This window comes from Bacteroides sp. An269, assembly GCF_002159755.1.
Taxonomy (GTDB): Bacteria; Bacteroidota; Bacteroidia; order Bacteroidales; family Bacteroidaceae; genus Phocaeicola; species Phocaeicola intestinalis.
The window spans coordinates 1-19392 of sequence record NZ_NFJG01000087.1; the positions used below are offsets into that span (position 1 = coordinate 1).

The window sequence follows — 19392 nt, forward strand, 5'->3', positions numbered from 1 at the left end:
TACGCATAAAGTCATAGGTTTTATTAAGTTATTTCTTTCATTTACAAATTTAATAATTCTCTTGGCTTTATGCTATTTTGCTAGCACATTACAAACATAGGAACTAAATAGTAAATTGCCCAATCGTAAATTAAAAACCCCTGCGTCCTCTGTGGTGAACAAATCATACGTATTTCGTGTTCCGCATATCACCTGTTTCGGCAAATGCCAGATGCATCTGGAAGGCGTTACGGAGCGACATCGGGGTATGACAATGCCCTTCCGAAAGTTTCAGGTAATCCCAAAGCAGTTCTTTATAGTCGGGATGCGCGCAATTCTCGATGATGAGACGTGCCCGTTGAAGCGGTGATTTTCCTCTCAAGTCTGCTACTCCCTGTTCGGTTACAAGGATGCGTACATCATGTTCGGTACTGTCTACGTGCGATACTTGAGGTACGATGGACGAGATAAGACCGCCTTTCGCCGTAGAAGGGGTGGTAAAGATAGACAGGTAGGCATTACGTGCAAAGTCGCCCGAGCCTCCGATGCCGTTCATCATCTTGCTTCCCGACACATGAGTGCTGTTTACATTGCCGAAGATGTCAGCTTCAAGTGCTGTATTGACCGCAATGATACCTAACCGGCGGATGACTTCAGGGTGGTTGGTGATTTCTTGCGGACGGAGCAGGACGCGGTCTTTCATTTCACCGATGTGCTCGTAAAGCAGGTCCAACTTATCGTCCGAGAGTGTAAGCGAGCTGCCTGCCACAAAACGGATGCGCTCTTCCAGCATCAGGTCGATAACGGAGTTCTGTATCACTTCGGTATACATCGAAAAGGCAGGCAAGTGCGGGTCGCCGCCCAAAGCCCCCAATACGGCATTGGCAATGTTTCCTACGCCCGATTGCAAAGGAAGAAATTCTTTGGGAATCGCTCCCTGACGATATTCCTTTACCAAAAAGTCTGCTACGTTTTGTCCGATTTGGCGTGTGGTTTCGTTCAGAGGAGTGAAGGCGGCTATCTGGTCACGCTCGTTTGTCAACACCACTCCAGCCACTTTCTTGGGGTCTACTTTCACGCTGATGCTTCCGGTACGGTCGTTTACCTTATAAATAGGAATTTCACGGCGGTAAGGCGGATTGTCGAGCACAAAGATGTCGTGCATTCCCGTCAATTTGCCCGCATGAGCTTCGTTCAATTCGATAATGATTTTGTCTGCCACACATGTCAGGGTGGGCGAAATGCCTACCGAGGTGCTCAGAATGAGGTCGCCTTCAGGGGTAATGCCGGAAGCTTCGATGATAGCCACATCGATTTTCCCCAAGAATCCGTAGCGCACGTCTTGTCCGATTTGCGAAAGGTGAAGATCGAAATATTGCACCTCGCCGCTATTGATGGCATTCCGCATTTCCTTGTTCGACTGGAAAGGAGTGCGGAAAGCAACGGCATGTGCTTCGGTCAGGGCACTGTCCACCTGATTTCCTGTTGCCCCTCCGGTAATAAGTCCTATTTTAAACGTTTTTCCTTCATTGTGTAATGTTTCTGCATGCTTTGCCAATGCAGCGGGGACTGCTTTCGGTGTACCTACTGACGAGAATCCTCCGATGCCGACCGTCTGTCCGTCGATGATAAGCGCTGCAGCTTCTTCTGCTGATAAAATTGGATATTTCATGGATGCTGTTATTTATTAGTGCCACAAAAATAGATGTTTTCTGATTAAATAGCAAAAGTTTTGTTTATGTATATGACAAAATATTGAATAAGTTGCTTGTGTATGTAATATAATGATATTTTTATGCATTGTTCTCTGTGGAGGTGAATGTTGTCTTATAAACGTTTTTTTGTGGATAATTGAAAAAAAACTGCCGATTTCTTTTGTAGGTTCAAAGAAAGCCGTATCTTTGCATCGCTTTTCAGAAAAAGCCATAAGCCGAAATAACTCAGTTGGTAGAGTAACTCATTCGTAATGAGTAAGTCGCGGGTTCGAGTCCCGCTTTCGGCTCGAAGATTCACATTGTGGGTCTTTTTTTATGCCCGAACTTTTATAATTAAAAAGAGAATGTATAAGTTTTATTTTTACATAAAAAATTAGCATATGTACATGAATACCTGAACTTACCGATTCGGTAATTCAGGTATTTTTTTTATCTTAACGGCGACTAAACGAAAACGAGCAATATGGAACCACTTAAACACGAATGCGGAGTAGCGATGATACGGTTGCTTAAACCGTTGGAATATTATCAAGAGAAATACGGAACATGGATGTATGGGCTCAACAAGTTGTATCTGTTGATGGAAAAGCAGCACAACCGCGGGCAGGAAGGTGCCGGACTGGCCTGTGTAAAGCTTCAGGCAAATCCGGGAGAGGAATACATGTTCCGTGAAAGAGGGTTAGGGTCGGGAGCGATTACCGAAATATTCGGAACGGTGCACGGTTATTTCAAAGAGCTTACTCCCGAACAGATGGCAGATGCGGAATATGCCAAGCAATGCCTGCCTTTTGCCGGCGAGCTTTATATGGGGCATCTGCGTTACTCTACCACAGGCAAAAGTGGCATTTCGTATGTGCATCCCTTTTTGCGGCGCAATAATTGGCGGGCAAAGAACCTTGCCTTGTGCGGCAATTTCAACTTGACGAATGTCGATGAGATATTTGCCGACATTACAGCCGCGGGTCAGCATCCGCGCAAGTATGCCGATACGTATATCATGCTGGAACAGGTGGGGCACCGGCTCGACCGCGAAGTGGAACGCCTTTATAATGAATGTAAGGCGGAAGGGCTGGAAGGAATGGACATTACGCATACGATTGAAGACCGTATTGACATTACCAATGTGTTGAAGACTTCTACTCCGAAGTGGGATGGAGGATATGTGATATGCGGGCTGACGGGAAGCGGTGAAGCGTTTGCCGTGCGTGACCCGTGGGGCATCCGTCCGGGATTCTGGTATATGGACGATGAGATTATGGTACTTGCATCCGAGCGGCCGGTCATTCAGACGGTACTGAATGTGCCTGCAGACAGCATCAACGAACTTTTGCCCGGGCAGGCTATCTGGGTGAACAAGAAGGGGCAGATGCGTCTGGAGCAAATCAATGAGCCGAAGAAGAAGAAGGCTTGTTCGTTCGAACGCATTTACTTCAGCCGGGGAAGCGATATGGATATCTACCGCGAACGGAAACTCTTGGGGCAGAAACTGGTGGATCCGATTCTGAAAGTAATCGATTACGATGTGGTGCATACCGTATTTTCTTTTATTCCGAATACGGCGGAGGTGGCATTCTATGGCATGTTGGAAGGTTTCGACAATTACCTGAACCAGCTCAAGGTGCAGCGCATCGAGGCATTGGGGCATAAGCCCAGCCATACGGAACTGGAACAAATCTTGTCGCAACGCATCCGGAGCGAAAAGGTAGCTATCAAGGATATCAAGTTGCGTACATTTATCGCCGAAGGCAATACGCGGAACGACCTTGCCGCCCATGTATATGATGTAACGTATGGAAGTCTGGTCCCCTATGCCGATAACCTGGTGATAATCGATGATAGCATCGTGCGGGGAACTACGCTGAAGCAGAGCATTATTAGTATTCTCGACCGTTTGCATCCGAAAAAGATTGTCATTGTGTCATCTTCGCCCCAAGTGCGTTATCCCGACTATTACGGCATTGATATGGCAAGTATGGAGCAGTTCATTGCTTTCCGTGCCGCTATTGCCTTGTTGGAGGACAGGGGGATGCGTCGCGTTATCGAAGATGCATACCGTAAGTCGAAAGAGCAAGTGGGCTTGCCTAAAGAAGATATGGTGAATTATGTGAAAGAAATCTATGCGCCATTTACCGATGAGGAAATCTCACGCAAGATGGTGGAACTTCTTACCCCTGTGGGCACACAGGCAAAAGTGGAAATCGTTTACCAGACGCTCGATGGCTTGCACGAGGCTTGTCCCGACCATGAAGGAGACTGGTACTTCAGCGGTGACTATCCTACTCCAGGGGGCGTGAAACTGGTCAACAAGGCATTTATTGATTACATTGAACAAATATACCAATTTTAACTCCTATATATAATAAGGTATGAGAAGGTTTTTCTTGGCTTCGGTTGCAGCTTTGGCTCTTGCCGGAGGACATGCGCAAAATGTGCAGAAAGGCGATTACGGGTATCTGTATTGCCACATGAGCGGACGCGGGGAATGGACGGCATACGCCTTGAGCCGCGACGGACTGAACTATCACGACCTGTTGGACGGAGGTCCCGTGTATGATGTGCAGAAGCTTTCGCCTATTGAGGGAGGCGCGCGCGATGCTTTTATCTGCCGCACTTCGGACGGGAAAGGTTATCTGATGGTTACTACTGACATGTGTGTCGGAAAGAGCAAGCAATGGTTTAACTATGGCATCAACCTGCTCCGTAGCGATGATTTGATTCATTGGACTTCTACTACCTTCGACTTCCGCAAGGGACCGGATATTTTCTGCGATCCCGATTCACCGGATGTGTATAAGGATTATGCCGGCATCAAGCGGGTATGGGCACCTCAAATCTTTTGGGACCCTGCTTATGTATGGCCCGACGGAACCAAAGGAGGATACATGATTTATTATTCCTTGCTCAATCCTGCCGAGGATAAGTACGACCGGGTATTTTATTCGTACGCCGATGCTTCGTTCACCCGATTGACCAAGCCTCGTGTGCTGGTCGACTGGGGTTATGCTACCATTGATGCTGACATCAATTATGTGCCTGCCGACGGGCTTTACCACATGCTTATCAAGAAAGAGGGAGGTACGCCGGGCATCTTTGCCGCTACTTCTGACAAACTGACCGGACCTTATAAGATAAAGGATGAAAACGATTATGTGAAGTTCGAGGGCAACAAGAAGTGCGAAGGCTGCTCGGCATTCCAGCTGGTGGGCGATTCTACGTGGCGCGTTGCTTATATCGAATATTCATCCAATCCCAAGCGGTACCGCATTTGCCAGGCTGATGAATATCTTCAGAATTTTCATTCGCCCGTTACTCTTGAAGGCGTAGCCCATCCTCAGCATGGTTCGTTTATGCGGCTTACGAAAGAGGAATACGAACGCCTTCAGAAATGGTCGGATGAACAAATGAAAAAGTGATATGGAAGAGAAAAACAAATCGAAATTTGATGCCGGATATGGTTTGGCAGTAGGGCTGATGCTGGGAGTGACAATCGGTGTTTGCCTTGATAACATAGCCTTATGGATGCCCTTAGGCTTACTCGTTGGCATTACTATTGATTGCGGTTTGAAAGGAAAGAAAGATAATAAAAAGCAATGAGTGAACAAAAGGACAAAAATTATCTTTGGCTTGTATTTATAGCTTTAGGTATGGGTATTGCGATAATAGCGGATAATTTGCTGATAGGCCTTTGTTTAGTTGCTATAGGAATTTATCTTTATACTAAGAATAAGAAAAAAACACAAAACAATAAAGACGAATTAGATTAGAATGAGAAACGTGACGTTAATCCTTGACGACGGGAGCCGGTTTCACGGCAAGTCGTTCGGTTATGAGAAGCCGGTAGCGGGTGAAGTGGTGTTTAATACGGCGATGACCGGATATCCGGAAAGCCTGACAGACCCTTCGTATGCAGGTCAGTTGATGACGTTGACTTATCCGCTGGTAGGGAACTACGGGGTGCCTCCGTTCACATTCGAGGCGAACGGTTTGCCTACTTTTATGGAGAGTGAAAAAATACATGCTGAGGCGATTATCGTGAGTGATTATAGCGAGCGGTATAGCCACTGGAATGCTGTGGAGAGCTTGGCGGACTGGTTGAAGCGTGAGCAGATTCCCGGTATCACAGGCATTGACACACGCGAACTTACGAAGGTGTTGCGTGAGCACGGTGTGATGATGGGAAAGATTGTGTTCGATGATGAACCGGACAACGTTCCCGAAGCGCAATACGCCGGAGTGAACTATGTGGATAAAGTATCGTGTAAGGACGTGATTCGCTATAACGAGGGTAACGGGCGCAAGAAGGTAGTGTTGGTGGATTGTGGGGTGAAGTCCAATATCATCCGTTGTCTGCTCAAGCGCGGTGTGGAGGTTATCCGTGTGCCTTGGGATTACGACTTTAACGGACTGGACTTTGACGGGCTTTTTATTTCCAACGGACCGGGCGACCCTGATACGTGCGATGCGGCTGTGCAGAACATCCGCAAAGCGATGCAGAACGAAAAACTTCCCATTTTCGGTATCTGTATGGGTAATCAGTTGCTTTCGAAGGCAGGAGGTGCAAAAATATATAAGTTAAAGTACGGTCATCGGAGCCATAACCAGCCGGTACGTATGGTAGGGACGGAGCGTTGTTTCATCACTTCGCAGAATCACGGATATGCGGTGGACAATAATACCTTGGGAGCCGATTGGGAACCGCTTTTCATCAACATGAACGATGGCTCGAACGAAGGAATCCGCCACAAATGCAATCCTTGGTTCTCGGCTCAGTTTCATCCGGAAGCAGCCAGCGGGCCTACAGATACGGAATTCCTTTTCGATGAGTTCGTGAAACTGCTCTGAGATTTAGGATAAAACGCGGATTAACGCAGATTTCCGCGGATTATTTTAATAAAAAATTTAATCTGCGTGAATCTGCGCTAATCTGCGTTTCAAAAAAGGAATAAGAACTAACAACTAATTATAGAAATATCAATGAAAGATAACATAAAGAAAGTATTGTTGCTGGGTTCCGGCGCATTGAAGATCGGTGAAGCTGGCGAATTTGATTATTCCGGTTCGCAGGCACTGAAGGCTCTTAAGGAAGAAGGTATCGAAACGGTGCTTATCAATCCCAATATCGCTACGGTGCAGACTTCGGAAGGTGTGGCTGATAAGATTTATTTCCTTCCTGTCACTCCTTATTTTGTGGAGAAAGTCATCGATAAGGAACGTCCGGATGGGGTGTTGCTCTCGTTTGGCGGTCAAACGGCATTGAATTGTGGTGTCGCTCTCTATCAGGGAGGGGTGTTCGAGAAATACGGCGTGCAGGTATTGGGTACTCCCGTACAGGCCATTATGGATACGGAAGACCGCGAACTCTTTGTGAAGAAGCTGGATGAAATCAACGTGAAGACCATCAAGAGCGAGGCTTGCGAGAATATTGAGCAGGCACGCCAGGCGGCACGCGACTTGGGCTATCCGGTTATTATCCGTGCAGCATACGCCTTGGGAGGTCTTGGTTCAGGCTTTTGCGATAACGAAGAAGAACTGAATGTGCTGGCGGAAAAAGCATTTTCCTTCTCTCCGCAGGTTTTGGTGGAAAAGAGCCTGAAAGGATGGAAAGAAGTGGAATACGAGGTAGTGCGTGACCGGTTCGACAATTGCATCACGGTCTGCAATATGGAAAACTTCGACCCGCTGGGCATTCATACGGGTGAAAGTATCGTCATTGCTCCGAGCCAGACGCTGACCAACAGTGAATACCATAAGCTGCGCGAGCTTGCCATCCGTATCATCCGTCACATCGGTATCGTGGGCGAATGTAATGTGCAATATGCTTTCGACCCTGAATCGGAAGACTATCGTGTGATTGAGGTAAATGCCCGTCTGAGCCGTTCCTCTGCACTGGCATCGAAGGCAACAGGGTATCCGCTGGCATTTGTAGCTGCCAAGTTGGGACTGGGCTATGGACTGTTTGACCTGAAGAACTCAGTGACCAAGACTACATCGGCATTTTTCGAACCTGCACTCGACTATGTGGTATGTAAGATTCCGCGCTGGGACTTGGGCAAGTTCCACGGCGTAGACCGCGAGTTAGGCTCTTCGATGAAGTCGGTAGGCGAGGTTATGGCTATCGGACGTACGTTTGAGGAAGCGATTCAGAAAGGCCTTCGTATGATAGGGCAGGGCATGCACGGTTTTGTAGAAAACAAAGAACTGGTCATTGCCGATATCGACAAGGCATTGCGCGAACCTACCGACAAGCGTATCTTTGTTATTTCGAAGGCGATGCGTGCCGGTTATACCGTTGACCAAATCCACGACCTGACCAAGATAGACAAATGGTTCCTTTACAAACTGGAAAACATTATGCAGACTTCCAAAGAACTGCACGAATGGGGGAACAATCATATACAGCTTTCCGAACTTCCGAAAGAATTGCTTTATAAAGCCAAACGTCAGGGATTTTCCGATTTTCAGGTGGCACGTGCCATCGGTTATCAAGGTGAGATGGAAGACGGCATTCTTGCCGTGCGTGCGTACCGTAAAGCCATCGGTGTACTTCCGGTCGTAAAACAGATTGATACCCTTGCCGCTGAATATCCTGCACAGACCAACTATCTGTATCTGACGTATAGCGGTGTGGCAAACGATGTGCATTATTTGGGCGACCACAAGAGTATTGTGGTGCTTGGTTCAGGAGCTTACCGTATCGGTTCATCGGTGGAATTTGACTGGTGCGGCGTGCAGGCATTGAATACCATCCGCGAGGAAGGGTATCGTTCGGTAATGATTAACTATAATCCCGAAACGGTTTCTACCGACTATGATATGTGCGACCGTCTCTATTTCGATGAACTGACATTTGAACGCGTAATGGATATTCTTGACTTGGAAAATCCGCATGGAGTCATTGTTTCGACTGGCGGTCAGATTCCAAACAATCTTGCCATGCGCCTCGATGCACAAAAAGTGAATATTCTGGGAACATCTGCCAAGAGTATCGACAATGCTGAAGACCGCGATAAGTTCTCGGCTATGCTCGACCGCATCGGTGTAGACCAGCCCGAATGGAGCGCATTGACTTCGATGGACGACATCAACGCTTTTATTCAGAAAGTCGGTTTCCCGGTATTGGTACGTCCGTCGTATGTACTTTCAGGAGCAGCTATGAATGTTTGTTCCAACCAAGACGAACTGGAACGTTTCTTGCAGCTTGCCGCCAATGTATCGAAAAAACATCCGGTAGTAGTGAGCCAGTTCATCGAACATGCTAAGGAAGTGGAAATGGATGCCGTGGCTCAGAACGGTGAGATTATCGTTTATGCCATCTCCGAGCATATCGAGTTTGCCGGTGTACATTCGGGAGATGCTACCATTCAGTTCCCTCCCCAAAAACTGTATGTGGAGACAGTGCGCCGTATCAAGCGCATTTCCCGTCAGATAGCCAAGGAACTGAACATTTCCGGACCGTTCAATATCCAGTTCCTTGCCCGCGACAATGATATCAAGGTGATTGAGTGTAACCTCCGTGCTTCCCGTTCGTTCCCGTTCGTGAGCAAGGTGCTCAAGATAAACTTCATTGAACTTGCCACTAAGGTGATGCTCGGTCTTCCGGTAGAGAAACCCGAAAAGAACCTCTTCGAACTGGATTATGTAGGCATCAAGGCGAGCCAGTTCTCGTTTAACCGCTTGCAGAAAGCCGACCCTGTATTGGGCGTGGATATGGCATCTACGGGCGAAGTCGGTTGTTTGGGTGATGATACTTCATGCGCCATCCTGAAAGCGATGCTTTCGGTGGGATATCGTATCCCCGAAAAGAATATTCTGCTTTCTACGGGTAGCACCAAGCAGAAGGTGGATATGCTTCAGGCATCGCGTGCATTGAAGGCGAAAGGCTATAATCTCTATGCTACTGGCGGTACTTCGAAGTTCCTCACCGAGAACGGCATTGAGAATACCCGTGTGTACTGGCCCAGCGAAGAAGGACATCCGCAGGCACTTGAGATGCTTCATAAGAAAGAAATCGATATGGTGGTGAACATTCCGCGTGACTTGTCGGTAGGTGAACTTACCAATGGTTACAAGATTCGTCGTGCGGCTATTGACTTGAATATCCCGTTGATAACAAATGCCCGTCTGGCAAGTGCGTTTATCAATGCATTTTGCTCGATGAGCATTGATGACATTGCCATCAAGAGTTGGGACGAGTATAAATAAAGGTCGATTTTTCAGATAGAAAAAGAGGCTGTATCAAAATAAAAATTAGTTTTCATTTTGATACAGCCTCTTTCTTGTGTATAAGTGAAATCGTCTTTTATTCGGCAAGCACTTTCTGAAAAAGTTCAGGCTGGTCTAGATTGACCAAGTCTGGCTCTTTCTCTATAGCAGTGCGATAGGCTTTTTCATTTGCGTTTAGGATAGCTGCCATAATGCGGATGCCGTTAGCCTTGCAGAACGCCTTGAATTCCGGTGTGATTTGTTCGGGATTGATTTCCACGTACGACGGGCGGCATACCGTCATCCAATATTGCAGGCGGGCGATGTCATCCGCATTTACTTTGATTTTCATTTCCGGAGCAAGGCGGACAAACTCTTTCAGCATTCCTTCATCGGCGAACCAGAAGAAACTGTTCGTAGCGAATCCTTTCAGGCGGATCAGTCTTACGAGGTCTTTTACGGGCGTGCCGCGTTTCACATCGAAGAATACATTTGCTTTTCCGTAGAGCGAATCGAGCATTTCCGAGATGCGAGGGATACGTGTGCCGGCATATTCTTTTCCAAACCAACTTCCTGCGTCTAATTTGTCCACTTCGTCAGAATTCATATCGGCTAATGCGCCTTGCCCGTTGGTGGTGCGGTCGAGGGTTTCGTCGTGCAGGTTATACAGCACTCCGTCTTTGCTTTTCCGTACATCCAGCTCTATCCACGTGGCACCGTGTTCCAAAGCTGCGTATGCCGAAGCCACCGTGTTTTCGGGTGCCAAATGGTTGGCGCCCCGGTGTACCACTACCTCTATCGGGTCCTTGTATGTAGCCGAAGGATGCTCTACCTGCCAGTTTACGTTCAGCGGATTGTTCTGCATCTTCCATATCAAGGGCAGGGACTCATTATCCAATATCCATATTTCTGCTCCTTCGGTTTGGTCTATGCAATAGATGAGCGGGCATCCCAAGGCTTCTCCTTTTTTGTTTCCTTTCTTGTAAACCGTCTGGTTATAGTGAAATGCCCCGGTCGTCTTCAGTTCCTTGTAGGCTTGGCGTGAGAGCATGTAGGCGGTTTCGTTTATGTCTAACAGGCGGTTTTCTTTGTCTACGGGCTGGAGGAAGCATAATGAGTTTCCCGCTTCTTGCGATGCGGGAGCCATCAGGTAGCTTCCTTTTTGCCAATGCAGGTTCCGCAAGATGCGCCAGTCGATGCGCAACGTGTCGTTCTTTTCGCGGAATGACATTTCGTATTTGCGGGTCTGTCCGTGGAGTTTGAACACGAACAGTAATGTATCAGGCAGGGCGGTTTGCGCGCATATACTTCCGGTGCAGCATGCACCTATAATCAATAAAGAGAGAAGATATATCTTTTTCATGATGCAACTATATTCGTTTATAATCCTAATTCTGTTCCCCATTTGCCGGGTTTGTTTCCCATCTTCAATACCAGTTCGCCGCCAGCCACGAGGTCTTTATGGCGCAGGGTGGAGTAAGGGTAATCCTTCCCGTTCAAAGTCGCCGACTGGATGTACCGGTTCTCGTCCGAGAGGCGTTCTGCTCGGATGGTAAAGTCTTTTCCGTCTTCCAGATGGAAGGTGGTTTCTTTCAGCATCGGGGCATGTATCAGATAATAGTCTTGTCCGGCATTGGGATAAAGTCCTGTCATGTGGAAGGCAAGCCACGAAGACATCGCTCCCGAATCATCGTTTCCGGGAAGTCCCATCGGAGAGTCGTTAAAGTGGGTGGTGATGATTTCGCGGATGCGGTCATCGCTCCGCCAAGGTTTCCCTATCCAGTGATACAGGCAGGGGGTAAGGAACGAAGGCTCGTTGTTCACATTATAAAACCCTTTGTCGAAGAAGATGTCGAGGCGTTCTTCGAATTTCTCCTTCCCTCCGCATTGTGCGATAAGCCCCGGCACATCGTGAGGGATGCTGAGCGAGTATTCCCACGAGCTGGCTTCGTAGAAGAACATGTCCCACCACGGGGTGTACCACGGTCCCTCGAAGGTGACCGGTGTGTAGGTGTACGTAGGCTTCTGCACTTTCGAGTTACCGAAAGGTATCTGGTCGAGCCAGTTCCCGTCCTTGTCGCGCGGCATGATGAATCCTTTTGCCCCTTCGTGTTCGTAATCGCTCCGCCACAGGTTTTTCCAGTTCTCCGATTGTTTCAGATAGTGTCGGTAGAGGTCTTCTTTTCCCAGTCCTTTGGCTACCAATGCGATGGCATAATCGCAATACGCATATTCTACGGTGCGGTTTCCTGCACGTGGAATGCCATACGGGATGTAGCCTAATTCCAGGTAGGGGACCAGTCCGCCCCGTCCTTCCGCTTCCTGATTTCCTCCGGGTGCTGCGGTAGCATCCTGCAACATGGCTTTCAGTGCCAGTTCATAGTCGATGCCTTTCAAGCCTTTCACAAAAGCGTCGGCGATGACGATTTCGGCATTCGAGCCTCCTTGCGTACGTCCGTTGGCGTTTCCGCTTCGTGCATCGGGCATGTATCCATCCCGTTTATAGATGGTGATGAGCGAGCGCACGATGTCGGTTTCGCGTTGCGGGTCGATAAGTGTGATGAGTGGGGTAGAGGTGCGGTAAGTGTCCCAAATGGCGTAATAGTCATCGTAATAAGGCTCAGGGTCGTTCCAAAGCGGATTCTCTCCGGTGCGGTCTACGGGCATAATCATCGTGTGGTAGAGCGCGGTATAGAACATCCGCTTTTGCGTTTCGGGAGTATCGGGAGCGATTTCAATCGCCTTGAACAGCTTTTCCCATTGTGCCAGCAGGCCGTTATGCACTTTCTCGAAAGACCAGTGGGGAATGTAGGTACGGGCATTGTGCTTGGCACGTTGGCTGCTCAGGAAAGAGATGCCGATTTTCAGTTGCACCACCGAGTCTCCTTCTGCAAAACGGAGCAAGGCGCCGGTTTTCTCATACGAATCGAATTGGGAGCGTTCGTCGGTTATCTTGCTTCCTTTCCATGTGCGGCACTGGGTGAAAGGCTTGTCGGTTTCGGCGTAAAAGTAAACCGTATAGGCGCGTCCGTTGTTCCAGCCTCCCCGGATTCGGGTATAGCCGCTCACTTCATGGTCGGACAGGATTTCTATTTCCGAACCTACGAACTGTTGGGCTTCACGTGCATCGGGCACGGGGCTTTCTCCCAAGAAGAAACCGGCATCGATAGCCAATGATTTCAAGGAATCAGCGGGATAGGTGAAGCGGTAGAACGAAGCCCGCTCCGTGGTGGTGATTTCCGTACGGATGCCGCTCTGCTTAAATCGGGTATCGTAATATCCCAGCCGGATATTTTCGTAAGCCCGATAATCCAAGTGTTGGGTTTGGTCCATTCCGTTGCAGAAAGGCGTCACTAAAATATTCCCATACTTGGGACCTCCTCCGGTTCCGCTTACGTGTACTTGCGAGAATCCGTCCACCCGTTCAGGCATGGGCAGCCAGCCGCTATTGGGTGAAGGAGTGCAGTCGGGCGAAGGTTTGACCATTCCATAAGGGCAAGACGGACCGATAAATACCCGTCCCAGTCCTTCCGACCCGATGCGCGGGTCTACATAGTCGGTCAGTTGCGTTTGAGCGGAGGCGTAAATTATGCCGCTTAGGCACAAACCAGCCGTCAAGCCAATCAGTTTTTGAAGTTTCATGTTGCTCTATTGTATTTTATGTAAAAAGTTGATAATGGTTGGGTTGATGTTTTTACAAAGATACATTTTTTTACCTTCTCTGTCAAAGAAACCTATTCCTTAGTTTCCATGATTGGGTGAAAAAATAATCTTTGTATGGCAATAAGAAATTGTTTTGAAATATTTCAAAAGTTTTCTTGGCTTGATGTATTCGTTTTCGTGTGTGCTTTGGGCGATTTTGGGGGTCCTTCCCGTTTTTGTTTTTCGTCAGAGATAGCCCGCTATCTTCCTTATCACACAAACGGAAATGCCTCAAAAACTCATCCCAATATAGCTGCATTGTTTGTAAGAAGCTGTTTTGAATTTCTCCAAAAAGTTTTTCTTGGCTTGATGTATCCGTTTTCGTGTGTGCTTTGGGCGATTTTTTGGTCCTTTTCGCTCCTGTTCTTCGTCAGATAGCCCGCTATCTTCCTCATCACAGAAGCGAAAATGCCTCAAAAACTCATCCCAAATCATCGCACGATAAATTCAAAACAGCTTCTAAGATTATTAATCTTACAGCGTGAAGATTAATAATCTTTCGGCATGAAGATTAATAATCTTACAAGAAATGCACTCATACTATTATTACTAAAAACGCCCGACTTCATTCATATGAAATCGGGCGCAAACTTAACAAAAACTGTTTTGAATTTCTACAAAAAGTATTCTTGGCTTAATGTATTCGTTTTCGTATGCGTTTTGGGCGATTTTTTAATCCTTTCCGCTTCTGTTCTTGTCAGATAGCTTGCTGTCTTCTTCTTCACAGTATTGGAAATGCCTTAAAAACCCATCCCCAACCAGCACACGATAAATTCAAAACAGTTTCTCAAATATCTGAAAAAATTACTTTTCTTTCTTAGCCGCAGCTGTCTTTCTTGTGGTTGTTGTTTTCTTTGCCGCAGGCTTCTTAGCTTCAGATTTCTTCAATTCGGCTTGAAGCTTGGTCACCTCATCGTTCAGCTGAACCAACTCTTCACCTTGATTCTTGATAGTGGTAAGCAAAGACCCTAACTCTTCATTGTCCATATCTGCCGGATACAACGAATTGACACGAGCCAAGAAATCGCCTAAGATGTTCATATAATTAGTAAATGCATCATAAGGTGAATCATAGATACCTCTATCCAGCCCAACTCCCGTATCTTTTGTAGTCATAAAACGGAAATTATTGCTTGCCTGCAGGTAGAACCAGTCTTGCTTGATACGGCGGTCGTCGCACAAATGCACACGCTCGGCCACACTGTACAGTTTGTTAAACGCTTCGCGCTGCATCACATTACCCAGCCATGGACTGATGTCTCTTTCTTCATCCGACCAAGACATCGGATAAGGCACATCCATCATATCTACCGATTTCAATTTCGTAACAATTTCGGTAGGGGTCGAGAATGTGATGCCCCGCTGCTTGGCACATGCAGGCAATGCTTTCAAGAATTCCAGGATGTTGGAAGACAACGGTTGTGCTATACCGAGAGCCGACAGTTCCATAAAAATGTTGATGACCTGTTCGTTTTCGGGCAAAGTGGCAATCCAGTCTATATAAGTATCTGCAAACAAGGGATATTCGCTCCATTCCGAATTAGAGAAGCGCAGGCTGATATCGTCCGACAACTTGAAGTCGCGCATCAACAGTTTCAGATTCGGGTTCTCGGCGCAATGATACAGATAGTGCGGGCTCTTCCATCCCAACACATGCTTCGCACCTTCTATCAGTTGGCCCTTAAAGCCCATGCTGGCTACGATTCCACCTATTTCATTGTCGTAAATCAAGCTGGAATTACGGAACACTTTCGGATCCTGACCGAAATAATCCTTGATTTTTTTACGCATAAATTCTACTTCTTCACGGAAGCATTCTTCGTTTGCCAGAGAAGACAATCCGTGAGAATAAGGCTCGCAAATGAACTCGCAACATCCTGTAGCATTCAGTTCCTGCAACAGTTCGATAACAGCCGGTGCATGTATCTCCAATTGTTCGAGTGCTACACCTGAAATGGAAAGACCAACCTTAAAAGCTCCTTCATTGTTTTTTGCCATTTCAATCAGGGTGGTCAATGCCGGAATATACGAACGTTCCGCCACGTCGTTGATGCCCTGTTCGTTTGCGTAATCATCGTAGTAATAATGGTCTGTACCAATTTCAAAAAAACGATAGCGTTTGAGATGTGTTATCTGATGTATTTCAAAGTAAAGACAGATTGTTTTCATATCGATTTTGTATAATTATAGTTTTCCACAATTTTTTAAAGTCTGTTCGTATAAGCCGCGAATCTTCACGCCTACTTTCTCCCATACAATACCGTCGACTTCTTTCTTTCCTTCATCGCGCAGGTATTCGTACAATGCCGGATAAGTACAAATAGCATGAATGGCATCTGCCATGGCATGAATATCCCAATAATCGGTCTTTATACATTTACTCAAGATTTCGGCACACCCCGACTGCTTGGAAATAATGGTAGGCACACTACATTGCATAGCTTCCAGTGGCGATATGCCGAACGGCTCGGATACGGAAGGCATGATGTACACATCGCTGGCTTTCAATACCTCGTACACCTGTTTGCCTCTCATGAAGCCCGGGAAATGGAAACGGTCGGCAATGCCTCTTTCGGCAGCCAGACGAATCATGGCATTCATCATATCACCGCTACCTGCCATGACGAAACGCACGTGACGCGCACGGCGCAATACCATCGCAGCCGCTTCAACAAAATATTCCGGTCCTTTCTGCATGGTGATACGTCCCAGGAAGGTAACGATTTTCTCGTTCGGATTTTTACGCGGTACAATATCCTGAATCTCTTTTGACAACGGAGACACGGCATTGTGGACCGTAAAGACTTTACGCGGATCCTGATAGTATTTATGAATAACCGTCTGTCGTGTCAATTCACTCACACACATGATGCAATCGGCGTGGTCCATACCGTTCTTTTCGATGGAATAAACCGTAGGGTTTACATTGCCACGGCTACGGTCGAAATCGGTAGCATGAACATGGATGACCAACGGTTTGCCTGATACCTGCTTGGCATGAATACCTGCCGGATAGGTCAGCCAGTCGTGCGAATGGATGATATCAAATTCCTGCTGACGGGCAACCACTCCCGCCACAATGGAATAATTGTTTATTTCTTCATGCAAATTATCCGGATAACGCCCTGAAAATTCAAGGCAACCCAAATCATTGGTATGCATATAGTTGAAATCGGCATAGATATGGTCGCGCAAGTCGTAATAGAGCTGCGGGTCCATATAGTTTCCTACACGGCTTTTTACGTAATCCCATTCTACATCGCGCCATACGATAGGTACGCTGTTCATGCCGATGATTTTCAAGAAGCTTTGGTCTTCATCTCCCCATGGCTTCGGTATGCAGAAGGTAATCTGCATGTCCTCTTGTTGCGCTAAACCTTTGGTAAGTCCGTAACTGGCTGTACCTAAACCTCCCAAGATATGGGGAGGAAATTCCCATCCAAACATTAAAACTTTCATAGTATTTCCTCCCTTTTACTGATTGTCATATTTTTCTAACAGATTTAAAGTTCTCAATATTTGAGCCACGTTTATGGCGAACGAAATGGCTCCTCTGCCTCTGAATGGCGGGTTTCCATCGAATAATTCAGGAATAGAGCCTACGCAATGGAGTGACAATTCGTCTTCGAAGCTAATCATCTGACGTTCTACGAACGAAATGGCACTACGCTTGTAGATGCGCAAATAGGCTTCGAGATAGAATCCTTCCAGCCAGGGCCATGCCGTACCTTGATGGTAAGCGTAATCGCGTTGGATTTGCGGGCCTACATAATTCGGGTTGTAGCCTCCGCTCTTCGGGCTTAACGAGCGTAAACCTTTCGGAGTAAGAAGCTCCTTTGTCACAATATCGACCACGCCTTTCTTCTGTTTGGCATTCAACGGAGAATAATCGAATGCTGCTGCAAAAATCATGTTCGGGCGTACGCTCCAGTCCATCATGTCTCCGTCTACGTAATCGAGCAGATAACCGTATTCGTTCAAGAATGTGTCAATGAAAGCCTTTCCTGCTTTTTCTGCCAATTGGGTTAAGGTTCCGGCAAATTCTGTATCACCTCCTTCGCCCAGCAATTCTCCGGCAAACATCAACGCGTTGTACCACAGTGTATTGAATTCGACGATATATCCTGTACGCGGAGTAACCGGACGGCCGTTCGACATTGCATTCATCCACGTAATGGCTTTGTCTCTTCCTTGGGCATATACCAGTCCGTTATCACATACTTTCAGGTTCGGATGTTTTCCTTCGGCAAGATACGTCATGATGTCTTTCAATAATGCCCCGTATTTGCTTCGTGCCGCATCGCGTGATACCATTTTCGCGTATTGCTGGATAGTCCATACTGCCCATAACAATACATCCGGATGTTCCATTTCGTAGACTTTCAGCGTTGCGGGTTCGCCTTTCATGAATTCGTAAATCGCTTTAGATGCCGTGTCCATCACCGTTTCGAACTTGTCTGTTTCGTTGATGGCAAGCATCAGTCCCGGCAGAGAGATGAACATGTCACGCGCACGGCATTTGAACCATGGGTAGCCTGCCAAGACGTATGACTCGTCTCCTTGTTTGTTCAGGAACTGGTGGGCGGCATTAATCAGGCAATGCTTGAAATTGTCGCGCGGAGTACGGCGGTCTGCTTCTTCCGAGAAGAGCTGGTCCAGATTAGCGGTTTCAATTTCCGAAATGCCTCCCGAGAACACAACCGGATGGTCTTTAGTGATTTCCATTTCGAAATACCCCGGCACATACAGGTCTTCATTGAAATCGTATCCGCGTTCTTGTTCTTTCGGATACTCTATGCCCCGGTACCAATCTGGTTGGAAATGGAATTCGTTCGGGCAATTGGTCTGCATGAACAATTCGGGATATCCCGGATACATACATGTTTTGATTCCGTTTTTTACGGTATCATACTGGCGACTTGCCTGTGCGTTTTCATGAGTGTACTGACGTACGCTACGGAAAGCTAAATACGGGCGCAAGCGAAGTGTCGTACTGGAATGAGCGTCCAGCAAAGTATAACGAATCAAAATACGGTTCTCATGATGCACGAACAACTTTTCTTTCTTCAGCACTACACCTCCCACTCTGTAAATAGTAGTAGGCACTTTCTCGCATTCGAACTCCCGGATGTACTTGTGACCACGCGGACTGAAAGTGTCTCCATGATATTTATGGAGTCCCAGATTAAACTCAGCCCCATGCTGGATGACCGTTTCATCGAGCGAGGACAACAACACATGGTTTTCATCATCCAGTTCCGGCACGGGGATGACCAATAAACCATGGTATTTGCGAGTGTTGCAATCTACTATTGTAGAGCAATGATACGCGCCAGAACGATTAGTCCGAAGAATTTCACGTGTCAAAGATTCTTCCAAATTCGTCATCAGCGTCTTGTCAAATCGTAAATAACTCATAGCTGTTATATTAAGGTTATTAATTGCATAAAAAATGTTATTTCTTTAACACCTCAAAATTAGTAATTAAATAAACAAGGCAAAATGAAAAGTTCGTTTTTTTTTCCCGTTTACCTAAAAAAATTGCATTTTTCTTATTACAGGCAACACTATATTACAAAATGTGTGTTTTATAGCATGATTTAAGACATCGGCCTAACTAAATGCCCCAATCGGAACAAGATACACAAAAATGATGTCTGATGTTCCAATCGGGGATTGAAGATCTAAGAAGCTGTTTTGAATTTCTCCAAAAAGTTTTTCTTGGCTTGATGTATCCGTTTTCGTGTGTGCTTTGGGCGATTTTTTGGTCCTTTCCGCTCCTGTTCTTCGTCAG

At 46.8% G+C, this 19392-nt stretch carries 13 protein-coding genes and 1 tRNA gene; 7 read left to right on the plus strand and 7 right to left on the minus strand.

Features of this window, described 5'->3' with window-relative positions:
- Positions 1 to 163: 163 nt before the first annotated feature.
- Positions 164 to 1651, minus strand: a complete 1488-nt coding sequence (locus B5F71_RS14125; RefSeq protein WP_087211450.1) for a succinate CoA transferase — start codon at positions 1649 to 1651, stop codon at positions 164 to 166.
- Positions 1652 to 1908: 257 nt separating this feature from the next.
- Between B5F71_RS14125 and B5F71_RS14130 the strand changes: the two genes are divergently transcribed.
- The 7 genes from B5F71_RS14130 (at position 1909) to carB (ending at position 9896) form a co-directional block, all read left to right on the plus strand.
- Positions 1909 to 1981, plus strand: a tRNA-Thr gene (locus tag B5F71_RS14130).
- 176 nt (positions 1982 to 2157) lie between these two features.
- Entirely contained in the window at positions 2158 to 4041 is a 1884-nt protein-coding gene (locus B5F71_RS14135; RefSeq protein WP_022041166.1) for an amidophosphoribosyltransferase, read from the plus strand.
- 19 nt (positions 4042 to 4060) lie between these two features.
- Positions 4061 to 5107 (plus strand): glycoside hydrolase family 43 protein, encoded by a 1047-nt coding sequence (locus B5F71_RS14140; RefSeq protein WP_087211454.1) that lies wholly within the window; start codon positions 4061 to 4063, stop codon positions 5105 to 5107.
- Position 5108: 1 nt separating this feature from the next.
- Complete coding sequence (locus B5F71_RS14145; protein WP_022041168.1) at positions 5109 to 5288, plus strand: hypothetical protein; 180 nt, start codon at positions 5109 to 5111, stop codon at positions 5286 to 5288.
- Positions 5285 to 5458, plus strand: coding sequence for a hypothetical protein (locus tag B5F71_RS20350; protein ID WP_022041169.1), 174 nt, complete (start codon positions 5285 to 5287; stop codon positions 5456 to 5458). Before B5F71_RS14145 ends, B5F71_RS20350 begins: the two co-directional genes overlap by 4 nt.
- Position 5459: 1 nt before the next feature.
- A complete protein-coding gene (gene carA, locus B5F71_RS14150) occupies positions 5460 to 6536 on the plus strand; it encodes a glutamine-hydrolyzing carbamoyl-phosphate synthase small subunit (RefSeq protein WP_087211457.1) in 1077 nt (358 codons plus the stop codon).
- A 132-nt stretch (positions 6537 to 6668) separates the two neighbouring features.
- Entirely contained in the window at positions 6669 to 9896 is a 3228-nt protein-coding gene (gene carB / locus B5F71_RS14155) for a carbamoyl-phosphate synthase (glutamine-hydrolyzing) large subunit (RefSeq protein WP_022041171.1), read from the plus strand.
- Positions 9897 to 9993: 97 nt separating this feature from the next.
- On the opposite strand, the gene B5F71_RS21055 is transcribed toward carB, so the two are convergent.
- The 6 genes from B5F71_RS21055 to B5F71_RS14185 all read right to left on the minus strand — a co-directional run bounded on the left by B5F71_RS21055 (position 9994) and on the right by B5F71_RS14185 (position 19016).
- Positions 9994 to 11259, minus strand: a complete 1266-nt coding sequence (locus B5F71_RS21055; RefSeq protein ID WP_241148613.1) for a glycerophosphodiester phosphodiesterase family protein — start codon at positions 11257 to 11259, stop codon at positions 9994 to 9996.
- Between the two features lie 17 nt (positions 11260 to 11276).
- Entirely contained in the window at positions 11277 to 13538 is a 2262-nt protein-coding gene (locus B5F71_RS14165; protein WP_087211461.1) for a GH92 family glycosyl hydrolase, read from the minus strand.
- A 291-nt stretch (positions 13539 to 13829) separates the two neighbouring features.
- Positions 13830 to 14033: a hypothetical protein gene (locus B5F71_RS20355; RefSeq protein WP_158098102.1), complete on the minus strand. Its 204-nt coding sequence runs from the start codon at positions 14031 to 14033 to the stop codon at positions 13830 to 13832.
- A gap of 369 nt (positions 14034 to 14402) precedes the next feature.
- Positions 14403 to 15767 carry a glycoside hydrolase family 57 protein gene (locus B5F71_RS14175; RefSeq protein WP_022041175.1) on the minus strand — a complete coding sequence of 455 codons (1365 nt, stop codon included), beginning with the start codon at positions 15765 to 15767 and terminating at the stop codon, positions 14403 to 14405.
- Positions 15768 to 15782: 15 nt separating this feature from the next.
- Positions 15783 to 17057, minus strand: a complete 1275-nt coding sequence (locus B5F71_RS14180; protein WP_087211466.1) for a glycosyltransferase family 4 protein — start codon at positions 17055 to 17057, stop codon at positions 15783 to 15785.
- A gap of 15 nt (positions 17058 to 17072) precedes the next feature.
- Positions 17073 to 19016, minus strand: a complete 1944-nt coding sequence (locus B5F71_RS14185; RefSeq protein ID WP_087211469.1) for a glycogen debranching enzyme N-terminal domain-containing protein — start codon at positions 19014 to 19016, stop codon at positions 17073 to 17075.
- Positions 19017 to 19392 lie beyond the last annotated feature (376 nt).